Source organism: Bacillus cereus group sp. BfR-BA-01360 (assembly GCF_022663595.1).
Lineage (GTDB): Bacteria > Bacillota > Bacilli > Bacillales > Bacillaceae_G > Bacillus_A > Bacillus_A cytotoxicus.
In genome coordinates this window covers 34,919-57,025 of the sequence record NZ_JAKUFV010000025.1, presented here as the reverse complement: position 1 = coordinate 57,025, position 22,107 = coordinate 34,919, and the positions used below count along the sequence as shown (strand labels likewise).

The following is a 22,107-nucleotide window of genomic DNA, read 5'->3' as shown; positions in this document are numbered from 1 at the left end:
GTACGGAAAAACCGAGTACGGAAAAATCGGGTACTAATAAGAAAAAAGATAAAAAAGATAAATTAATAAAAAAACAAAATAATAAAGAAGAACAAATAATTAATTCCTCTTCTTCTAATATAGATAATTTACTTAATATAGTAGAGGCATTAAATTTAGAAAATGAAGAAGAAGAATACATCAATCAAATGTCTAATCTATTCTATAAATCTGTTATTGAAAGACTAAGAGACAGAAAGATATTTAAGAGTAAACAACAATTTTTGGATGTATTAAAAACACTACAAGAGAAAAATGTACGTATTGGTACTATGAAACAAGTAGACAAGTCTATTGATGAATTTCTAAAAACAGTTGAAGAACGTAGTCAAACATCAAATCCGGTTCAGAAACCTACTATTTTTTACGCTGGTCGTCTTGCCATGGTTATCGAAAGAGAAAACACTGTAGAAACAGCAAAGGCATTTATACGTAAAAATAAAGATGAATTTAAAGGAAATCTTTTATTCTTTAACTGGTTAGATCAATAAGACAATTATAGGAGGAATATCTATGGTGTGGAATTTGATATTCCCGAAGCGATGGATTCTTTGGAGAAATTTATTAATCAATTAATCGGCCTAATACCAGCGTTGTTGCGTTTAGGGGCAAAGTAATTGTTATCCCGCATTAACGGGCAGTAAGACCCCCACCTCAAAATTATTAGTGGTCTTAGTCCAACTGAAGAATTACCCCTAATAACCAGATTTGTAACAAAAACGTTCATTTTTGTTACAGGGAATGTTTGAAAATAATAAATTCTACAACCCTTGAATTCGTTGTAACAAAATACTGTATCAAAAATAATTCGTAACATTATTCATTTAGCACCTTTTTGTTCTAAAAAAACATGTATATATTAAGCATGTTTTCTACTTTGCCCCTGGTTACAGCAACGCTGGTACTGGGCCTAATCGGAGAAAATGCAGGAGATATTGTTTATTTCTACACTGATGGTGACATGTCTAAAAAAGAAGTATTAGATTTTATCTCTGATAAGTGGAAATAGGAGAGTAAATAAAAGAAGTTTTAAAGGCAGATTCAACATTAGAAAAATTTAAACTAGCTGAACATACAGAAAGGAATTTACACATGTCATTTAGCACTGAAATTATTAATCAAAGTATGAATAATATTGGAGGATATATTGCACTATACTTTGGCCCTCCAATATTACTCATAGCAATACTAGCAATAATTGTATCTAGATATTTAGATGTATATTTAACTCGACAATTGTTCGGTATAGCTGCAGTATGTATATTTGTTGGTTGGTGTATATATGTTTTTAATTACATTAGCTTAAAGTAAAAGTATTAACGGTATTGTGTATTTCTATATATCTAATTGGTTAGAATGCTACTGTTGTAAAGAAAAACCAATTAGGAGGATGATTTATGTGTGATTTCTCTACGTTTAGACTTTTACCAGATTGGAAACCGCCTATTTTTCATGGAAAAACTGTAAGAAGTAATATTTCCCAAAGTTTGTGGCGTAAGAAAATTAGGCAAACTCTTCTAGAATCTCATAACTTTACATGTTGTATTTGTAATCATAATGAATTAAAAGAAAATTCCAGGAAACTGCATGCACATGAAGTTGAGGAATATGATCTAGATAAATTAGTATGTTGTCTGCAAGATATTCAGCTGTTATGTGCTAAATGCCATGCTTTTAGCCATTTTCGGTTAACTTTAGCAAGAGCGACACCTGAACAAATAATAGAGTTAGAAAATCATTTTATGCATGTAAATAATTGTGAACGAGAAGACTTGCGTCAATACCTTTGTTTGAAGAGAAAACGTGAAGACGAAATTATTAAAGAATTATATACAAGATTAGGTATACAGAACGTAATTAGGCGAGTTAACTATAAAGTTACTTATAAAGTGAATGAATGTGTACCTTTTTACAATGAAATTGTACTCCAATTAAAAAATAAAGGCTTGTTATATGAAATGTAACTCCTCTTTTTTTAACATAAAGAGGGATATTTATTAAAAATTTCACGTACTATATATCAAATAATAAAATAAATAATGATTTTTAGGGAATAGCGTAACATTTCGACGAAGACAAGGATTTCCCCTCTACCATAACGAATGTTATAACACGAGGGGATGATGCTATGACAAGCAAAAAAGACAGCTCTCAATCTATATATATCAGCAAAGACGTAGCGATGATGCTCAAGATCCAGGAGTCCACTTTGAGAAAGTACTGTATCATGCTCGAGGAACATGGATACCACTTTCATAAGAATGAGCACGGACATCGTGGATTTATGGATAACGATGTTATAACACTGCGGAAGTTAATTGAAATTAAATCACATCCTGATATGACGTTAAAACAGGCTTGTAACGCAATAATGACATGGGTTAAAGGAAAAGATATGTCAGATGTTGATACGAACGTTATAACAGAAAATGAGCAGCATGGCGAGCGATATGACGAGTTGAAGGGAATGATCCAGCAACAAAATGAAATGTTAAAGCAAATGGTTAGAAAAATGGATGAGCAACAACGTTACATTGATGAGAGATTAGAAAGACGAGATCAGCAGCTTATGAGTGCTATACGTGAGATGCAGGAAGAAAAGCGTGTTTTATTAGAAACAGCAGCAACACAAAAAAAGAAGTGGTGGCAGTTTTGGCTAAAGTAGCCCTGCTATGACTTCTTTTTTTATTGTCTTAAGTTTAGTCGTGTTTAAATGGTGCTTATTTCACTAGTTTTATAGATTAGTGGTGTTTAAGTAGTGTTTGTTGAGTGATTTTTATTGAATTTCTAGTAAACTATGGTAGAATTAAATTATAAGTAGTGGTTAAACACCACTTGTTGTTAGGAGGAAGAAAAATGAATGTATCAAATGTCTTGAATATCTCTAGATTTAATGGTGACTTTGGTAATAGTAATAACAATTTTATGGTGAATGGTTACTATTTTGAGATGCCAACAAACGTTGCGCCAATTAGTAAACAAAAAGCGGAAACGTATTTTGTAGACTCTGTTAAAGAGCCTAAAGATCTTTTAAAGAAAATGCTTATTTCTACAACAATTGATGGAGAAGAACAGTATTTCTTAGTAGGTGAAGCAGCAGTTTCGCAAACAATATCAAACGTGCATGTGAAACGTATGCATGACAAAATTAAAAGCCCAATCCCTTATGTATCATTTTTAAGTGCCGTGGCTTATTATCACGCGCTAAAAGGAAATAAGGATAGTAACGAGATTGAAATTGATTACATGAGCATGATGCTACCAATTTGGTTGTTAAAACGAGAGTCTAAATTCAGTGTTGCTCAAAATAAAATGGCGGATCGCTTCTTAAAAGAGCACGTTGTGACAGTACATACACCAGGAATGGAACGCACATTAAAAATTAAAGTGAAACAAGCGAAATGCAGAATTGAATCAGAAATTGCCCGTCATTCTATTAAATATAGAATGGTTAAAAAAGATGATAACGCAAAGGCAATTGCTATTGAAAAACGTAAATCTGCAGTTCAATTCGAAAATTCAAAAGTGGTATTAGTTGATATCGGTGGCGGTTCAACGGATGCAGTTGGATTAGGTGTTGGATTAACAACTCCAACTAGTCGTGATTCATTCAAAGTAATTGATATTAAGCCGTATTTAGGACACATTGAAGAGTTCCGTACAGAGAAGTTATTGGAGCAATTCAGTAGCCTGCGTTCATTTGAAAACTTTATTGTGAAGCATTACAACAAAAAGACATACAAACTTAAAAATGAAAACACTGGTGTAGAAACTGATTTAACAGCTCAAATTACAGAAATGTTAAATGAGTATGCTGGATTACTTGTAACGCAAGTATTAAATGAATTTATTCCAGATTCTAGCGATGAAGTGTTGAAATTCGTTTACTTCGGTGGCGAAGCACCTATTTTAGAGCCTTACATCAAAGAAAATTTATTAAAACATATGAGTGAAGAAGCTGCTCAAAGTAATCATTTCTTCTTAAATGACATTATTGAGGAAGAAGATAACGAAGTCTTCGCTCCAACAGCTCGTACAATCAATTTAAATGCTTTGGAGTTACGCAGTATTGATGAAACAAAAAAAGTAGAAGCATAAGGTGTGTTTTAGATGGAAAAACGCAAAAAGATGCAGTTAATCTGCAAGAATATGCCCGATGATGTTTATGAGATTTTGGATGAAAAGTCTTCCAAACGGAATTTAACTGAATATGTGGTTGATTTAGTCCAGAATCAAAACAGAGATCAACAACTTATCCGTATGCTAATGGACAAGTTAAACAGTATAGAATCTACCTTAGAGGAAATGAAGGATGGTTCTATTGTTATGAAACCAGAAGCAAAAAAACAAGTAGAAACACAAAGTAACGAACCGACTTTATCAGAAGGAACAGTTGTGGAAGCCGAGGTAATTGAAGGCGGAATTGATGAATCTGATAAAGAAGAAATGGATTTCTAATTAAATAAAAAGAGAACGCTCTCCACAGCTTGCCGGCAACGAAAGAGCGTTCTCTACACTATGAAAATCTGAAAGGATGATTGAACAATGTCAAATACCCTTATCAAATTAACAACTAGCGAACCTATTCTACCACAAAAACGTAGCGAAAAGGAATTGTTCCGGTGCTTATTTAGAAATCACTATAATCGATTAAATAATTGGTTTGGAATTGATGAATGTAAAAGTGACCGCATTTGGTACTACGGAACAATCTTTCTTATGTTTTTTCTTCCTGCTGCTACATATGTCGTTTCTAATTTAATATGGCCCTAAATGAAGATATGATATAATAAATTTCGGGTATACTGGGCCATCTTCTATGAGGATGGCTCTTTTTTTATAGTCGTACAAAAGCATAATTAAACTTTAATGGATTGTGAACCAGGAAAAGAAGAAAAAGAGTTAGAATTTGAAACGTATGAAGAAGCTGAAAAAACATTAAATTTGATACAGTTCCCTGTGCGCAATCCAAACGCAAAAGTTCTAGAGATTTAACCCCTAATAGGAGATAAATACATGAGGGGATTTTGTTAGGCTGAAAATAGTAGTACGGCCTAACAATTTTGAGTGCTATATAATGCCTTGTACCATGTGGGTTTTAAGAAAAAATAACCATGCAGTTTTCACCCAAACTTCAGCGTACAAATCTAAGTCCCTATATCCTGCATAATTTAGTGTATTTCTTTGTTAGTCCGGCCTAACAAAAATAATCATATTTTTAGGGGTACCCAAATTGGGATACCCCTTCTTTATTACTTCCTCATTTGTTCTTTTGCTTTAAAAATATCTTCTTTAAAATATAAACGATCTTTAGGAAACTCTCTTATAGGATTTACTTTTTCTTTTTGAATCATCTTGTTTAAATTTTGTCGAGAACATCCTAATATTTCTAAGGCTTCTGAGGTGTTAACGATTTCCTCATTAATGAAACGAATTAAGTCCTCTTTTGTCTCGAATTTATACATCTTTTTTCTCCTTAATATAAGTGGTCGCTAAATTAAAAACCATCGCTATAAAAACTAATATGCATAATGTAATGAAAATGTAATCGCTTGTTCTCAAATTATCATAATCAATTCGAGACAAGATGTATCCTAGAATAACAATAACTGGTAGGTTGCTAAAAATGATTTTTTTCATAACATAAAGTGGAATGTGTTATAATAATCTTAGATACAAGGGAGGTTTCCCTCCCTTGTTGGGTTACTCAGAGTCGTCTTCTTGGCGGGAGCGACTCTTTTCTCTTTCTTCCTTGATTTTGTAGTAAATATCAATTGTGTTTTTAACACCGGAAGAAAGTTGAGCGTATATTGTTATGACCGCTGTGATTTTTCCTAAGATTATCAACCAGTCCACTATGTTCACCTCCTCTTCTTTATACTCTTATTATACCACTTATGTTGACGTTAGTCAACTGAAAATAACTAAAATTTTGATTAAATACTATGTTTTTCTAATTTTTTGTGCTTATTCTAAGGATATAACAAAAAAAGGGTCTGCTCAAAGTTGGGCAGACCCTTTGTATTATTGAATATAATCGTAATGCCATTCCTTGTTGTCTAACCAAGCAGTAAAATCATCTAAGTAAGGATTACCCATCTTTTCGGTAAGAACATAAGGGGAGTCATTACCACCAGGAACAACAATAGACCCTTTGATATCTTTAGTACACATTACTTCTATTACTTCTTTGATAGCGTCGTATCCTAATCCACCTGTTTTTATTGCTCGTCTTCCATCATCCACTACAGAATCACCTCTATTTAAATACCAATCTAATGTTTTGTCACCTTGCAATAAATTAATATCAACTTTCCCAATTCCATCAATGTAACCATTATCAGTATATTGCCAGATATCACAAGGGTAAGACGGTTTCTTTTGTGGACGGCCATCATTTGTTCCGTATCGTGGTAACCAAATGAAATCAGCTTGTACACTTTGTAAATTATATTTAGTATATAATTCATGGCTTACATAAAAGCCTACCTTCCACCCAGCAGCTTTACATGTATCAATGAAAGCTTGGGATGCGGCTGCTAAGTCCCCTAAGTTACCTTTACTATCCATAGATTTAACAGTATCTGTTTCCACATCTAATGCTAGAAATTTTGCATTTGGGCTTACTCTGTTCATAAAATCCTTTGCTTCTACAATTGCATCTGCTACAGATACAAAACATCCATAAGCATACGCCCCATGAGGAATACCATATCGTTCTAAATTTGTTACATGATCATTATATAAATGATCTACTAGATTCGAACCATACTGAACACGACAAATTGCTAATTCAATTTGCGGTGCTGCAATTGGCCAATTTATTTGATTATTCCATTTTGATAAATCTACAATGTACCCCATTATTCAACATCTCCTTGTTTTTGTTCTTTTTCTTTATCAAAAAACCATTTACCCGCAGACGGATTAGAAACAACACCCGCGGCAATTAAAAGGCATAAAATAGCATCCACATACTCTTGGTATCTTCCAAAATTAAAATTAGGGATAGTATCCATTAGTACCATCCCTAACAGGGCAAATAAGGCTACCCATAGGCCGTAATTGTTCAATTTTTGTTTCATTGTGTTTTCTCCTTTTTCTTTCTTGAATCTGCTCGTCGTATCTTTGCTTCAATTTCAGAAGCAACACTTTCTAATAACCATGCAGGGATCCATTTTTCCCAGCCAATTCTTGCACAGTTTGCAGCGAAACTATTAAAAATGTGATAACTCAATCCACCTATTACCATAAAGAAAAAGAAATCTGGTAGTTTCAGAGCTATATCAAATAAATGTGCAAGTGCAGGTAAAGATAAAAGCACCACAGTTCTTGTGATGCCTTCAATTCCATATTGTGATGAATATGTACCGTCTATCTTTGAAGCTTTACTACCGGTAATCCAGTCTAGCACGATGATCCATCCAAAAATCATCACCCAAATCAAATTTGCTTTACCATATAGCAAATTAACTACTGTGCCCAACCCGCCACTTATTGCGCCACCTACTTTAAATTGATTACTTGTAATAACATCACTTATATTTAACGATTTGATGAGCTCGTGAATTCTTTCCAAGTTCTCACCTCCTTTCAAATTTTGACCAAAATAAAAAAAGCCTGCTACAGCACGCTTGCATTTTACATATTTAATTTCTTCCAAGAATGTTCTAATGGCTCTTGTCGTGGAGATTTTATACTTTTATTTGAATCATTTTGAACAATTAAAGTTTCAGCGAAAATCAATCCACTTCTATTTAACGGTTTCCTATTTCCGATTAAGAATATGTCATCAATCATTTTCCCATTTCTTGAAATAATATTTCTGGTTGCTATCAAGGGTTTTGGGTCGAAAATAACACCTTTAAAAGTATTAATGGTAATCACCTCACTCAATTCGAAATACTAATGAAGATGGTAAAGAACCATAACTACCTACTGCATTTACATATTTGTATTTCTGAATAACACCATCAATATCTATTTCGATGATATCTTTATTTACGATTCCGTCACCAGAGGTATAATATATTCCACCCAATTTTCCACGTACCCCATATTCATTTGTTAAGATATAGAAAGGTAATAACAAAAATTTATTATCTATATTTGGATTTCTAATTGCAGAAATCGATAGCCATGTACTTCGATATGAAGCACTTGGGACTGTCCAATCGGAATTTTTAGGTCTATTAAATGTTAATCCTTGATTAGAGGTACTCCAATTACCACTATAAGCACTTGAATACCAAGTTAATGCTCTTGTATATGGTTTATGTTCTTCATCTAACATTAAATCATCTAATACACCAATATAAGATACAGCAGGAGTAAGGTTGATACTTATAGGTGGAATTGTACATGTAATAATTTTTTCTTTATCTATAAATAAATAAAACTCAAATTTTATATCAGGATTTATTTTAGGACCATTTGAACTTACACCAGCGTTGTAGTCTCTACCCCGGAACCAACTAGTAGGCCAAGATTCATCTGGACTATTCCCGCGCCCCGTAGCATTGTTATAACCTGTACAGAATTTAAAGAAAGCATCTGAATATACGGTTGATCTCACATCAAATTTTAACCTTTCTGACGAAATTTCCATGTTTCTACCATCATATGGTATAAGTTCGATATAAATGTTCTTTTTTCCATCATTTCCATCTGAGTACATAACATAGACATCATTTGCATTTTCTTTCCCTTCGTTTAATTGTTTCCAACCAACCCGAAGCATCTCATTGATTACAATATCGAATATTTCTTTTTTAAACGGTGTAAGTCTTTTGAAAATGTATTCTGACATAAAAGTATCCTCCTGTTATTTTAGGCTTATAGCTTTAACGATTACTGTAAATAAAGCAGGTTCCGTTCCTTTGTTTTCAATGAAAATATGAGCAGTACTGCTTGCGTCCTTATCCTCACAAGGGATTGCTAATATATCGTAAGTTTTCTTCTCTTGTAGACTCTTATATATTTGTAATCCACCTTGCTTTTTATCAAAGATTGTAATGACAGATTCGATATCTTTATCATTCGTTACGTGCAGAGTTCTTAAATCAAATTTGTTATATTCCATGTTAATAGCCAAATATTGTGACTGCCCATTTTGTACCAGTATTTGCTCTTTCTTTTCGATAAGGACGGGCGATGAAGTATCACCTGCAATTTCTTTATATCGATTTATTTTCATTTCTGTACCCATTCGCATACCTCACTCATGTTGTAATCTAATATTGAAATAAATAGGCTCGAAACCTACATAATCCCAATCTTTCATGATTTTTACCCAAAACTCACTATTACTTTGAGCTCCTAATGTATCTATCGTTATTTTATTTGACCAAGTAGAATTATCTAGTGAAATATTAGCCCACGTATACCCTACCTTTTCCATATATTGTTCGATAGAGATTTTTAGGTTATGAACAGGGGTTACATTCTCGTTCTGAACAATCATTTTTATAATGCGTTGTCCTTCTACCATTTGTCCAAGGGATGTAGGATCCGTTTCATTTAATTCGTTTGAATCCATTAATATTTTTATAGGGGAACCAATATTGTATACATCACCGCCGTAAAAAGTAGCTTTTTTTTCTGTAATTAGTTCTCCTTTATCATTTAATATCTCAATTACTCCATCAAACTCCAATGATGGTAAAGGGATATCGATACCTGTATTCAAAGAATCTATTAAATTTATAGATATGATGACTCCAGTAGCATTTTTTAATATAACTTTACTGTTAGGGAACAGTTGACGAAGGTGCAGCTTATTTCCCCTTGTAATGATAATTTTATCGATATCAATCGGTTTATATGCAGCATCTATTCCTTTCTTTAAGAGAACTCCTATTTTATTAGCAGTGATTTTATCGCTATCAATGTAATCAAAAAGAGAATCTGTTTTACTGTAAAAGTCCCACTGATCGCCGTGAGAGACAGCCATCCATTCTTTATTACTTTTTAACCGGTTTGTAGAATGAGATTCTAAGAATTCGACCTTATTATCTTTATTTTGATAAATAAGTAATCCACCTCTATCTCCGTCAACATCTGGCTCATAATCTGCAATTACTTGTATTGCAACATCTCCCTCTGGTTTAGCAATTAATAGCATAGTATCTGTATCAGCTGCATGTTCCATTCGTAAGAATCCTTTCCTTGCAGCAATATCAAAAGAACCCGATGGTGTTAGTATCCAATCGGGCTTCATAGAATTGAATTCATCTATGAATATTTTTCCACTTTCTTTTTCGTATAAAGAAGCAACGGTCATTTTTTTCTCCTACCTTGTTTTTTTCCAATTTGCATTCGTCCACCAAGATTGACGGCTATGTCGTAACCAAAACTTTGGTTGTTCCTGCGCGGTCACTTTGTTTTCAGTAACTTCAATAACATCGGCATTGTATATATTATTAACGATAAAGTCATCGAATTTTATACAATTCGCATGAAATGTCATGTCTATTTTAAAGATATCTGTTTCTTCGATTGAACTTTCAATCAGAAAAGGTCTATCAAACCGCTCAGATTCGTTCACAATCGTTTTTAAAGTATTATCTCTATCAAATGTATGAGATTCTATGTAATCAGCTCTAAATTGACGAGAAACATCGAATATATCCTGCTCATGTATTAAGGTTTTTTTAGCTGGTGTTTCTGCTAAAACATCATAAGTTATGTTTTCTGTTTGTATTTCTAATACTGTTCTTTCAGTATTGATTATTTCAGATATATTCGTTGTAATATCCGATATAAACCGTTTTGAGTCCATAGTATCAATAAGTTTTGAGAGGATATTGATTTCTGAACGTGTCATTTTTTTAGATAGAATCATTTCTGTATCTAATTCTCTTTGGATTCGAGCGAATAAATCATAATCAGGTAAATAAACCGGTAGGCCCTGTCCTTCAAATAAATCATATTCTTCCCTAGTTGCATTGATTTGCATTCTATTTCTAATGAACAATTGAAGTCTTTCTTCTAAAACTGTTATTTCTTTGTTTCTTCGATCACTTAACTCATTTTCTATAATGTCTGTAACAATATTTTTTGCTAATCGATTAACATGTTCTATCTTTATGCAACTGGTAGTAATCTCATCGATTGTTTTATCCGCAGATATTTCATTATTAATTATAGTGATATATTCGTTGTATTCACGATTTCCGATATCAGTTTCCATATTCTCTATAATGAATTCACGACCTATACCTATTCCGCACAAAATATCAGACATATTAACATCATGTTCGCGATTACGATTGTTCATTAATTCTGCATCGACAATAGAGTTGACCGCATATTCATTAGTAGTCTTATTAGCGTGATTATCATCTGTTATTTCGGCGGCATGGTATGAATGTGTTCTTACGGCATATTCATGGTTTGAACCAGGGATTGCAGCGAATATATTCATAGTTCGACTAAAATAATCGAAATCAGTATCGGCGGTTTCTATATACGACTTTTTCCGTACGTGTTTATCAGAATTTACATATATGCTAGTAACTTCTAATGTAGAGCGATCAACAATTTCATAGGAATCAAATTCACCAGTAACTTTTAATATATCTCTATCCGCTGTATCTAGCCGTGTATAGATAGTAGGTAATTCTCTTTGGATTCGAGCGAATAAATCATAATCGGGTAAATAAACCGGTATACCTTGTCCATCAAATAAATCATATTCTTCATAAGAACTATTAATCTCACGGATTTTTCGGTCTGCTGTTTCTATATCATCAGTAGGAACTGCATTCCATTCTTTTACTACAAGATCACCTGTGTCGTCCGTTAGATTTATTTCATTTAATTCTCTTTTGGTCCGTTCGGCCATTACATGTTCATAAAAACGCTCACCATACAAAATGCGAGCTATTTTAATCCATTCCGGAAGTTCTACAACATCGGCAGCAAACTGCCGAACTTTCTTTAACAACATTTCTTCAGTGATAGGTGCAGCCATTTCGTATTCATCTGTAATTCTGCGAGCTGTATTTTCTTCTGCAATATGATTCATACCAAAAGTACGGTTATGTTGTACGAATCCTTGATCAATATATATGTCTGTATTAAAACATCTTAATTGATTAAACTCTTGCGTTCGGGATATTTCCATCGAAAAATCCCGAGAATGTTGAAATGTTTGGGCGGAAGATACATGTGCTCCTATAACCCTTTCGAAAAGTGCGCCCTCTGCAGATAAAATATTGGCTTCAACTTCGATCTCCCGTATAGCGCGACTGAAAACATCAGACAATACGCCTTTTATTCTATAGGTTTTTGTAGCAAAAACACCGGCATTATCTTCTTTAATCGCTTTATATCTCGAATTAGATGGCATACTTACAGGATAGTCATGTTCGTTTTTTCCAAAAGGATTCGAAACAGATAATGATATACAATACGTTTTTTCTAAAGATGAATCTGGAATAAGAGAAACGGTGAAACTTTTTTCGTCTAAAGATAAAGAAGGGGCAGCGATAGAATAAATTTTATCTTTCATCCAGTGCTTTCCCCCTTTCCTTAAAGATCTTCTTTATATATAGCTAATCCAATTGGGTTAAATGGCGAATTGGAAGTTGTGAATGGTGAAACTTCTGTTGTCGGCAATGTATAACGATAAAGTTGTGCCATTTTATAACTTGCGGTAATTTCACCTATCGGAAACTCTTTAAAAATGACTGTTTTTTCATCAGCGTTATATTCATAGTCTGTTTTAGGGACTTCTTTGCAGTCCACATAAACACTTAAAGTGCTCCCCTGCGGTTTATGCTCTAAATGATATATTTTTCTGACTCCATCCCCATCTCCGAGAACTTCATTCACAACTGTTTTTTCAATTTCTAATTCGTCAGCTTGTTGAATGTTTTTTGGATGAACTGCATACACATCATCTAGTTTCCCTACATATCCATCATTCGGATGGACAATATACATCTGTGATAAGTGATATTTACCACTGTACATAGATGGGTTGAATCTTCCTTGGCCGCTATCAATATCTTGATGATGTGTAATAAATGCAAGATAATGCTTCTGATACATAGATCCAGTTAATGATTGAGCTAACATCGGAGCTAAGTTTCCTCCTGACGTATTTTCGCCATAATCAACATTCGTTTTTCCAATTTGTTTTATAGAATTAGAGAATTGTTCACCTTTACGACAACCGCTCATAATTAGTAAGTTTTTCTGTGGTTTTTTATCGAAGGTATGCATCTTACCAATATAAAGCGGAACAAACAATGCGCGAACTGGGCTCGGCGTTGGATCAATACGCATAAACATAACAATCCGGTCTTTATTCGCATTACCGTACATATACACAACAGAATCACGCTTCCAATCTTTCGTAAATCGTTGTTCGGGTGTAAAGCTTAATACAGTGAAAGGTGATGCGTTAATAAAATTGATAGATGTGAAAATTTCAGTCATGACACTTATTGTATTTTGGACATCAAAAGATGTTTGAGCAAGGAGTACTTCTGATAATTCTCCGTTTTCATTAGGTTCTAATAATCTAGTTCCCGAAATTGTAATGTTCTCTGAACTAGAAGGGGCAGATTTGAATTCAATCGATTTACTTGTAAACGTATATTCACTTGAATCTACAACATTCTTGTTTTTATAAACAAAAAAACGACTTTCATCAAAGTCGGTAAAAGGCAAATTAAATGTTGTTTTTGTTCCGTTCCCATTCCCTAAATCAGCAACTGCATCAGTACTATTCACTTCTTTTTCGATAAAATAACGAGTGTACGTGAAGAAAATCATATCATTTGTTGGTTCATACGCATCATTTGCAAGACGATATTCGCCAGTTACTTTACCACCTTTAGGAACAGGAGAATTAAATTTTATTTTCCCTTTCTTTCCATCAATAGAATAGGTGCTCTTATCTTGTAATTCGCTATTTACATAGAGTAATAATGAAGTTGGAACAATTGGCGATGTAGGGATTTGAAATTCTGTTGTGGTCCCATCCCCTATACCGAAATTTCCTAAACGAGATTCAGTTGAAACATATCGTGCGTCTGCAAAATCGGAATCTGCTGTATCATAGGCCATAGCAAATCCAAAACGTCTACGTTCCAAATCACTACCTAATGATTCAAACAATCGTACATCGATGTATTTACTAGTACCGTTGCGAATACGAAAGAATAGATCTCTTTTCCAACCGTTCTTTTGATATAGTTTTTCTAAATCTGTTGGTAACGTTTGTAGATTAACAATTTTATCGAACCACATTTTGAGTATCCCCTTTTACATTGATTTTTCATATATTCCTAATCCGGCAGGTCTATATGCTGTAGCTGGCATTTTTGTAATTGGCGAAATAGCATCTACAGTAAAGAAACGATAAATATCATAGGAATCCGGACATGTTTGCTTACGGACTTTCAATTTATCTCCATCCAGTAAGCCTAATGGTGATAAAAGAACCATGTAAGGCATATAACCACGAACCCCTTCATCCGGGTGTACGATATAAGCGCGCGAAGTATGCACTCTACCACTATATAAAGATGGGTTGAATTGATATTTATATTCATCATTGTCATGACTTTGCCATGCGGAAGGATATTGCCCCCCGTTTACTCCTTTTCTGTCTGGTGGCATCATGTTACTCGGAACACTCCATGCGATATAATGCGCTTGGTATCTTGCACCAAATCTGGAACGTTTGATGATTACGTTATCAATTCCATTACCTGGAGATTTTGGGTATGTCTTTGTTCTTGGCATATAATTCGTCACATCTATTAATGGAGTATTACTCTCAAAATTATATAAATGAGAATATACTTCAGATCCTTCGTAAGCAGTACCAGCCCATAATGCGTCAGCAATTTCATCATCTTTTCCATAGCTCTCTAATTGCCCCATATATACAGGTAAGACCGGAACCGAGTTGTTTTCAAATGCAGGCGTTCTATCTGCTTGAATTAATAGAACGACTCTATACTCATCAATTTGTCCTGTAATTCGAACCAATGAATCGGGCCACCAGTTTGTATCTACATTTACACTCTGTAAATTTGGATTTCTTAGAGTCACTTTTACTAATGGGGACATCATAAGTTCCGGTGTATCAGTGTAATCGTAAGTGTAATAAACGTAAGGTTTGCCATTCGTACCTATTTCTGTATGAGGAATTCTATTAACTTTAGCTAATTCGACATCTGAAATTGATTTAAATTCCTTTCCATCTTCTGCACCCATAAAGATAATGCTATTGTCTGCATAGTTTGGAAGCTTTTCAAGCATATATAAGTACATACGAGAGCGATCTTTATAACGTGGGTTATTTTCTAAGTATGACTTGAACTCAGATTCCCCTTCTTCTGTAGAAAAATCTATATCTAATTTGCTTTTCGCGGACCATATCCAAGTTTGCATGATTCCGTACATGCCACCATCACTATTTTTTAGAACCACATGTTTTGCAGCCCAATAATTATGCAACGGAGTTTCCCCATCTTTCATTTTGTAAACGCATTTGTAAAATGTTTGAGCCCTTTTCCATCCGTTTTGAATCATTGTACTGACTAACTCATTATGGAATTCGGCTTCTGTCACTATTTTTTCAATATATGCCATCTATTTCACGCTCCTAATCTCTTAATAGTTGATAATTCAGTTTCACAACCTTACGTTTACCAGATTGATTGTGATATTCAAACTTTAATATGGTATTAGCGGGTATAGGTTTAATAATAGAAAAATTAAATCCTTCCGGGACATCTTTCACATAAATACTTTTAAATACTTGCTCATCGTTAATAAACAAGTTCCAATAATCACGATCGTCATATTGTGATGCAGCTATAGAAAAAGCAATCATTTCAGTTTCGAAATCTAAAGAAAACTTATCTATACTCACAGCATCATCTATACCTATTCTTCGGCCTTCTATATATGGCTTGGTCTTCGTAGGAAAATAAGGTGCATCAAATCTTCCGCCGGCCATATAATTGACAGCGAAACTCATAAAACCACCCCTCTACTTTAAACAGTGCAATTCGAACCATACTGTTTTATCGATAATTCCTTGGTTATAGAATCGAAATATAATTTCATCACCTGCAGTTAATTGCTCATAAACCATAAAATGCATACCTTCGGGAAGCTTCTTGGTATAAATGTTTTTACAGAAATACTCCCCATTAACAAGTAGATCCCATTTGTCGTCTAGTTCATATACCGAGCAACTGACACTAATTGCGTAGAATTCCATATCAGCAGGTAATGTATATTTAAATTCTTCTGTAGTAAATGATGCAGAATCCATGATGAAGCCAGGGACAAATGGCTTTGTTTTTGTTGGGTAGAAAGGTGGATCTAATCTCCCGCCAGCTAAATAAGATGTAGTAAACATAAAACACGCCCCTTTTTGTAAAAAATCCCCAAGTTATTAAGGTACATCGGGAATTGGCAAATCAGATAGCATGCCATTGCCTTTATTTAAAATTCGCGGTTGTACTCGTTCTAATTGTTTTTGTGTATTATAGATTAATTGTATCTCCATCACTTTACCGGTTACTTTATGGGAGAGTAATACTTTATTAAGCAGACCTTGTTTATCAAAAACTAAATCATAATGTAAATATTTATCTCCATCTACCTCAGATAAACGTGATCCATCTCGAATAAGTGTATAACCTTCTGTCATTCCTTCTTTAAATACATCATTTGGATCATTTCCAGGCATCGGTTTGCCGCCACTATAAAATTCTCTATCTATCAATCCTTTCATCATATACATGATTGGATCATATAAATTCTTTTGCATTATCATAGGATCACCCCTAATTTACCCTTGTGACGGACCATGTTTTTGCTGGTTTTTGGATATAATAATGATTTTCATCTTGATTTACACGAGGAAATGTTAAATCTGGTAATGTACCATAGTCAAATAAGATATTATTTTTTGTATCAAGCACTTGTATGCTTCCTGTAAATATACCTTTTGGATTTCGAACAGCTTCAAATATAATCGTGTTAACTCCATATTCAAGTGGAATATCAACATATGTAGGATCGTTACGAAGAAAGTAATTTTCTTCTACTAATTTATCTCCGCAATAGATATTCACCAAGTCCCCGTCTTCTATGTTCCAATCCCATAGTTTTAAACGTATTGTATCAACGTTTACTGTAATACCTGGAATATCCGTATATGGCGCAGGCTCATATCCATAGTTAACTGTTAAATCTAAAGTTTGATAGAATCCATCATCTGCAGATATCATCGTATTAATCCCTTTAACGAAGTAATTCCATTGTTGGCCAGAATCTCTGTTATATACGGAGATGACATCGAATAGTTGAATCCGCGGATCGCCAACAACTGCTACAGTTAATGTTCTAAACTTTTGAATTGCTTTTAAATGATAAGCTGCAGCAACTGCTCTTCTTGCAAAGAACGTTGTCGCCCAAGGAACCTCTATCATTTCCTCTCGTAAATCACCCTTCGAAACATTTTTTAATAGAAATGGGTTAATGAACCCATTTGCATAATCGCCGCATTTCACAACTATGCTATTACTAATATCTTGATCTGTTAGTTGCATATCTAATGAGATAAGGTTTTCTCCTTCTGTAAAATTAAACTTTGCAGGTTCGTTAATTGCATAGTCCGGAATTTTCATAAATGTGCAACTTCCATCCGGTTCATGTTTTATATAATGGAACGTTGTATCTATAATATCGCGAACAATTTCATCCCACTTTTGGAATCTCTTACCGGTTGCTCCTTCAACAATCCAACTTTGATTGGTCCCAGGAATGTTTACTCTGCTTCCATGTAATTGAACTCCTGCTTTTTCAAAGAAGAATTTAACCACATCATAAACATTACCGGTTGGCGCTACAATTTCATCAGATCCTGGTGTTGGAATAACTGACTTATGCAAAACCTTTTTATATGATGTTGTACAGGTTACTGAAATTGTACCGCTTTCGGCATTTACCTTAACATCAGATACAAAACCATGTATATACGGTAAAGCTTCATTACCATAGCCGATAGACACCTTAAATTCAGTCTGCGGATATAGCTGGTTTGTATTTGTTACCTCACTGTTATAAAACCATTCTTGAATAGAAGAGAACTTACCATACCAGTTATCAGGGGCCATTTGACCGTATTCATTCGCAAAGGTAATAGTAAATGTACTAGCAAACTGTTCTGCGTTTTCCTGCACTTCTAAGCCCGTTACACGGTGCTGGACTTGTACATAAGAAGAAGAGTCCCTTCTTTTCATATAAACAATTAAATTAGGGGAGTTATTCCCAATTTGAAAATAGCTCCCCAACATTCTAATTAAAGAAATAGATCCTTCTCTCACATTCCATCAACCCCAATACCTGCTTGTGACATAGATATTAATTTGCATTTTGCTATTACTAGCGTTCCTTTTCGTATTGCATCTACTTCATTTGGCGGAATAATACCGCCGTATGTTCCATAATCACCGGTGATGATATGAGGGCGATAGATTTCTCTCATAAAATCACGCCAATGTTCTATTCGATTAAATAAAACATTAAATTCAACTTCACAGCCTTTATTTCCGGAACTTTGGAAACGAGGATAGCCATGCATTATATTGAATGATTTGAGCCCATCAAGAGATTTCGGAAGTTTTGTCTGCTCAATCATTGCGATATTCGGAACATGACCAAAAGCGTAATAATGAACATCACGTATATAAGCTACATCTGCTGATCCATAACCACTTGTAGTAAATTCGATAGTTTGTGGCCCTGCTCCAACAAAAATCTCTCTCGATTCCCAAGCGTAAGCCCCTCTCGCTCTGAATTTTTCAATCCCATTTACCCGAACAATAAAATACTTATCTGGCAGTATACCATCAGAACCAATAGGGACTTGGGACATGAAAGAAAAGTTATATGTCCCTGGCCATGAAAAATCAATAGTATATCGAATTGTAGTTTTTAACTCTGTAGCATCAAATAAGAGGTGGTATGAACCACCTCTTCTATGCAATGTTTTTGTGATACTCATACATTTCTCACCGCCATTCCCATTAGATCGTCAGCAACTACGTTTTGTAGCAGTTTACGCATTTTTACAAAGTCCTCTGCAGATTGTAATTTTTCAACAGCAACTTTGAATGTTGCATTTTGAATTGTTACGCCATTATCTGTTTTCTTCTCAACGTGGGTTTGTCCAGCAAATGGATGTGCAGTTTTACCAATTAGATCTGCAGAATGTGCGCCCATTTGTCCGATTTGAGTAGATACATCAGTTACTAGTTTCATTGGTTTAGGTGGAACAACAGCTTTATTCAATAGTTCAGAAGCCCTATCTACTACGGGAATCATTTTTTCCATCCCTATACCTAGACCTTCTGTAATAAATCCACCAAATTCCATCATTAGACGTGAGGGACTTCGAATACCAAAGAATTTTTTTACAGCTTTAGGAATTCCACTTACAACACCTTTAGCTTTGTCAGCTACCCAACCAGCCATTGATGCCATCCCTTTGCCGATACCAGCGATTATATCTTTTCCCCAACTTAATGCATCCTTTGCCACGTTTTTGACAATAGATCCTACTTTACTAAATACATCTTTTACTGTATCCACAATTCCTGTAAAGGTTCCAGTAATAGCCTTTTTGATTGTAGAGAAATTATTTACTATGAAATCTTTAATAGCCCCTACAACGCTAAACATTGTATTTTTAATTTTGTTAAAATTATCAACTACGAAATTAACAAAGGTACGAACTGCACTAATAATTGTATCTTTAATGAAATTCCATGCAGTTTGAATAATATTCTTTACCACATTCATAACGGTGTTGATTATATTTTTTATAGTGTTGAATGCAGATTGAACAGTATTCTTAATGAAATTCAATACAGTAACAAATACTGTTTTAATGAAATTCCATGCTACTGAGATAATTGTTTTTATCACATTCATTACAGTAGAAATGATATTTTTAATAAAATCGAATGCAGCACGAACAAACGATTTCAAGAAGTTGAGGACAGTGGTAAATATCGTCTTTATGATATTCCATCCAACTCTAAAAATCGTTTGCCATATTTTTATATAAAAAGATATTACGTTTTTTATGAATTCTAAGGCAATTTTAATAACGCTTTTTAAAATATTTAAAGCAGCATTAAAAATGAATTTTATAGCATTCCATCCAATTTCGAATGCCTTTTTCCAAAAATTAATATAGAACTTTATAACTGCAAGATAACCGCGCCAAGCTGCTTCGAGTATTTTTCCTATAAATGATACAGAAGCATGGAAGACTTTTTTCGTACCTTCCCAAAATCCAGAAAAGAACTTAGACAAACCATTCCAAGCGGATTTCGCACCTTTTACGGTTGCATCCCACCCCTTAGAGCATGCGTCACCTATCCATTTAACTGCTTGTTTCGTATATTTAACAACAGAATCCCAATTTTTATAAATTAAATATACTAATCCAACAATAGCTAAGATAGCAATTGTCCAGGGATTCATGAGTAATGTCATAGCAGATCTACCAAGTAAAGCTAATGCTTTTCCTATCGCACCAAACATACCAATAAGTTTAGGTCCTATCTTTAAAAGTCCTGCAAATGCAGCACTACCTAGAAAAGATACTGCTCTTCCTATCATTCCGAACATACCTATTAATCTAGGTCCAAGTTTTAGCATTCCTGTAAATAGCATTGGTACTTTCGTTAGTACTGGCACAAGAAATCTGAACGAGCCAACAAATGCTCCGACTCCACTTGTCATAAAGCCAAGCATGGCGACTAATGGTCCTAGTACTGCAACCATACCTAAAATTGCTACAATCCCAATTTGAATTGGTTTCGGAATTGCACTAAAGGCTTTGGCTGCCCATTCTACGGCTTTGATAATTGGGGGAAGTGCTACTTCTGCAATATCAATAATCGCTTGTCCAAGCGGCTCTAATGATGCTGTTGTAGTACGAACTAGTTTTTGCCAACGAACGCCAAATGCTTCTTGTTGCGTTTTTTGCATATCTTTCATCGCACCGTCAACATTTTGTAAAGCGCCACCAGCATTATTAAGACCAAGTACAGCTTCTGCGCCCATATCTTCCCACTTAGTACCAAACACAGCAACTCCAAGCTGATTAGCTTTAACTTTGTCGTCCATTTTACCTAAATCACCAAGTACAGCATTGAACACATCAGCAGCTGTAGCTTTACCTTTATTGAAGTTGTCCCATATTTTTTGTGTTTCTGGTGACATTTCAGCAAAAGCATCAGCTACACCTTTCGATCCGTCTTGTACACGGATACCAAACTCTTTCACAAGGTCATTAATGTAGTCAAGATTGTAGCTTCCATCACGGGTTCCATTCGCCATTATGGTGAACATTTCTTGTGCTGAGAATCCTGCCTGTTTATATAGCGGCGCATATTCAGCTACATTATCAAACATTTCGTTAGAAAAATTAAGCCCCTCTTGTCCTGCTGCGGCAAATAAATCAAACGCTTCTTTTGATTCAATACCAAATTGGTTCATCAGTTGACCTGCACCACGTGTTACCTCATTGATATCAGTGTCGAATGTTTTCCCCAGTGTCATGGCACTTTTTGTGGCACTTTCTAATTCATCATAAGGAACGTCCTTCATGTTCTGATAGACTTTTATCAAAGACTGATCTACCTCTTCAAGACTTTGTCCGAACCCATCTTTCCATGTATCCTTTGCAATCTTACCAAGGTTTTCCGCACCCTTTGCGCTGAGACCAAGTGAAGATTGGATATTCCTCTGTGAAGTATCGAAATCAGAAGCTACTTTAACAGCAGCTGCCCCGATACCAGCTAAAGGTAAAGAAAGACCAGTAGTCATGTTAGTACCAACATCTTTCATCTTGTTACCAACTTTACTAATGGATTCCCCTGCCTTTTGGAATTTATCATGCATTCCATTCGCTGTTTTTTGCACACGATCTTCAAATTGCTGTAATTCTTTATATGCACCCTCAGCTTTAATACCAATTGTTCCGAACAACTGGAATATTTCTGCTAACAT

At 34.5% G+C, this 22,107-nt stretch carries 23 protein-coding genes and 1 pseudogene; 7 read left to right on the top strand and 17 right to left on the bottom strand.

The features are described from left to right. The 7 genes and pseudogenes from MR056_RS18420 to MR056_RS22310 all read left to right on the top strand — a co-directional run. Nucleotides 1–530 (top strand): annotated as a pseudogene (locus MR056_RS18420) (helix-turn-helix domain-containing protein); the annotation flags it as partial. Between the two features lie 906 nt (nt 531–1,436). After that, on the top strand, nt 1,437–2,003 hold the full coding sequence (locus MR056_RS18415) for a hypothetical protein (RefSeq protein WP_087099691.1): 567 nt from the start codon (nt 1,437–1,439) through the stop codon (nt 2,001–2,003). Between the two features lie 245 nt (nt 2,004–2,248). Next, entirely contained in the window at nt 2,249–2,704 is a 456-nt protein-coding gene (locus MR056_RS18410) for a DUF3967 domain-containing protein (RefSeq protein ID WP_242136630.1), read from the top strand. 209 nt (nt 2,705–2,913) lie between these two features. Then, on the top strand, nt 2,914–4,137 hold the full coding sequence (locus MR056_RS18405; protein WP_087099706.1) for an Alp7A family actin-like protein: 1,224 nt from the start codon (nt 2,914–2,916) through the stop codon (nt 4,135–4,137). 12 nt (nt 4,138–4,149) lie between these two features. Next, nucleotides 4,150–4,497: a hypothetical protein gene (locus MR056_RS18400; protein WP_087099695.1), complete on the top strand. Its 348-nt coding sequence runs from the start codon at nt 4,150–4,152 to the stop codon at nt 4,495–4,497. Nucleotides 4,498–4,584: 87 nt separating this feature from the next. Continuing rightward, on the top strand, nt 4,585–4,812 hold the full coding sequence (locus tag MR056_RS18395; RefSeq protein WP_087099697.1) for a hypothetical protein: 228 nt from the start codon (nt 4,585–4,587) through the stop codon (nt 4,810–4,812). A gap of 96 nt (nt 4,813–4,908) precedes the next feature. Next, the gene (locus MR056_RS22310; RefSeq protein ID WP_255816273.1) at nt 4,909–5,034 is read left to right on the top strand and encodes a hypothetical protein; all 126 of its coding nucleotides are present in this window, start codon (nt 4,909–4,911) and stop codon (nt 5,032–5,034) included. A 257-nt stretch (nt 5,035–5,291) separates the two neighbouring features. On the opposite strand, the gene MR056_RS18390 is transcribed toward MR056_RS22310, so the two are convergent. The 17 genes from MR056_RS18390 to MR056_RS18310 all read right to left on the bottom strand — a co-directional run bounded on the left by MR056_RS18390 (nt 5,292) and on the right by MR056_RS18310 (nt 22,107). Then, nucleotides 5,292–5,504 (bottom strand): DNA-binding protein, encoded by a 213-nt coding sequence (locus MR056_RS18390; RefSeq protein ID WP_087099699.1) that lies wholly within the window; start codon nt 5,502–5,504, stop codon nt 5,292–5,294. 238 nt (nt 5,505–5,742) lie between these two features. After that, nucleotides 5,743–5,895 carry a hypothetical protein gene (locus tag MR056_RS18385; protein ID WP_176371969.1) on the bottom strand — a complete coding sequence of 51 codons (153 nt, stop codon included), beginning with the start codon at nt 5,893–5,895 and terminating at the stop codon, nt 5,743–5,745. A gap of 168 nt (nt 5,896–6,063) precedes the next feature. Beyond that, nucleotides 6,064–6,903 carry a GH25 family lysozyme gene (locus MR056_RS18380; protein ID WP_210368465.1) on the bottom strand — a complete coding sequence of 280 codons (840 nt, stop codon included), beginning with the start codon at nt 6,901–6,903 and terminating at the stop codon, nt 6,064–6,066. Beyond that, nucleotides 6,903–7,124, bottom strand: coding sequence for a hypothetical protein (locus tag MR056_RS18375; RefSeq protein ID WP_087099729.1), 222 nt, complete (start codon nt 7,122–7,124; stop codon nt 6,903–6,905). The genes MR056_RS18380 and MR056_RS18375 overlap by 1 nt, the downstream gene beginning before the upstream one ends. Further along, nucleotides 7,121–7,618 carry a phage holin family protein gene (locus MR056_RS18370; RefSeq protein ID WP_087099793.1) on the bottom strand — a complete coding sequence of 166 codons (498 nt, stop codon included), beginning with the start codon at nt 7,616–7,618 and terminating at the stop codon, nt 7,121–7,123. Before MR056_RS18370 ends, MR056_RS18375 begins: the two co-directional genes overlap by 4 nt. A 309-nt stretch (nt 7,619–7,927) precedes the next feature. Next, entirely contained in the window at nt 7,928–8,848 is a 921-nt protein-coding gene (locus tag MR056_RS18365) for a hypothetical protein (RefSeq protein ID WP_242136629.1), read from the bottom strand. A 15-nt stretch (nt 8,849–8,863) separates the two neighbouring features. Further along, nucleotides 8,864–9,247, bottom strand: a complete 384-nt coding sequence (locus MR056_RS18360) for a hypothetical protein (RefSeq protein ID WP_242136628.1) — start codon at nt 9,245–9,247, stop codon at nt 8,864–8,866. A 9-nt stretch (nt 9,248–9,256) separates the two neighbouring features. Beyond that, a complete protein-coding gene (locus MR056_RS18355; protein WP_242136627.1) occupies nt 9,257–10,321 on the bottom strand; it encodes a cell adhesion protein in 1,065 nt (354 codons plus the stop codon). A gap of 9 nt (nt 10,322–10,330) precedes the next feature. After that, on the bottom strand, nt 10,331–12,553 hold the full coding sequence (locus MR056_RS18350) for a hypothetical protein (protein WP_242136626.1): 2,223 nt from the start codon (nt 12,551–12,553) through the stop codon (nt 10,331–10,333). A gap of 20 nt (nt 12,554–12,573) precedes the next feature. Beyond that, on the bottom strand, nt 12,574–14,301 hold the full coding sequence (locus MR056_RS18345) for a DUF2460 domain-containing protein (protein WP_242136625.1): 1,728 nt from the start codon (nt 14,299–14,301) through the stop codon (nt 12,574–12,576). 15 nt (nt 14,302–14,316) lie between these two features. Beyond that, entirely contained in the window at nt 14,317–15,654 is a 1,338-nt protein-coding gene (locus MR056_RS18340) for a hypothetical protein (RefSeq protein ID WP_242136624.1), read from the bottom strand. Nucleotides 15,655–15,667: 13 nt separating this feature from the next. Next, entirely contained in the window at nt 15,668–16,045 is a 378-nt protein-coding gene (locus MR056_RS18335; protein ID WP_242136623.1) for a Low copy number virion structural protein, read from the bottom strand. A 12-nt stretch (nt 16,046–16,057) separates the two neighbouring features. Next, a complete protein-coding gene (locus tag MR056_RS18330; protein WP_087099747.1) occupies nt 16,058–16,432 on the bottom strand; it encodes a Low copy number virion structural protein in 375 nt (124 codons plus the stop codon). Nucleotides 16,433–16,468: 36 nt separating this feature from the next. Beyond that, complete coding sequence (locus tag MR056_RS18325) at nt 16,469–16,852, bottom strand: hypothetical protein (protein WP_087099749.1); 384 nt, start codon at nt 16,850–16,852, stop codon at nt 16,469–16,471. Between the two features lie 10 nt (nt 16,853–16,862). Then, entirely contained in the window at nt 16,863–18,407 is a 1,545-nt protein-coding gene (locus tag MR056_RS18320; protein ID WP_087099751.1) for a hypothetical protein, read from the bottom strand. Next, on the bottom strand, nt 18,404–19,087 hold the full coding sequence (locus tag MR056_RS18315) for a hypothetical protein (RefSeq protein ID WP_087099753.1): 684 nt from the start codon (nt 19,085–19,087) through the stop codon (nt 18,404–18,406). Before MR056_RS18315 ends, MR056_RS18320 begins: the two co-directional genes overlap by 4 nt. Beyond that, a complete protein-coding gene (locus tag MR056_RS18310; protein ID WP_087099755.1) occupies nt 19,084–22,107 on the bottom strand; it encodes a phage tail tape measure protein in 3,024 nt (1,007 codons plus the stop codon). The genes MR056_RS18315 and MR056_RS18310 overlap by 4 nt, the downstream gene beginning before the upstream one ends.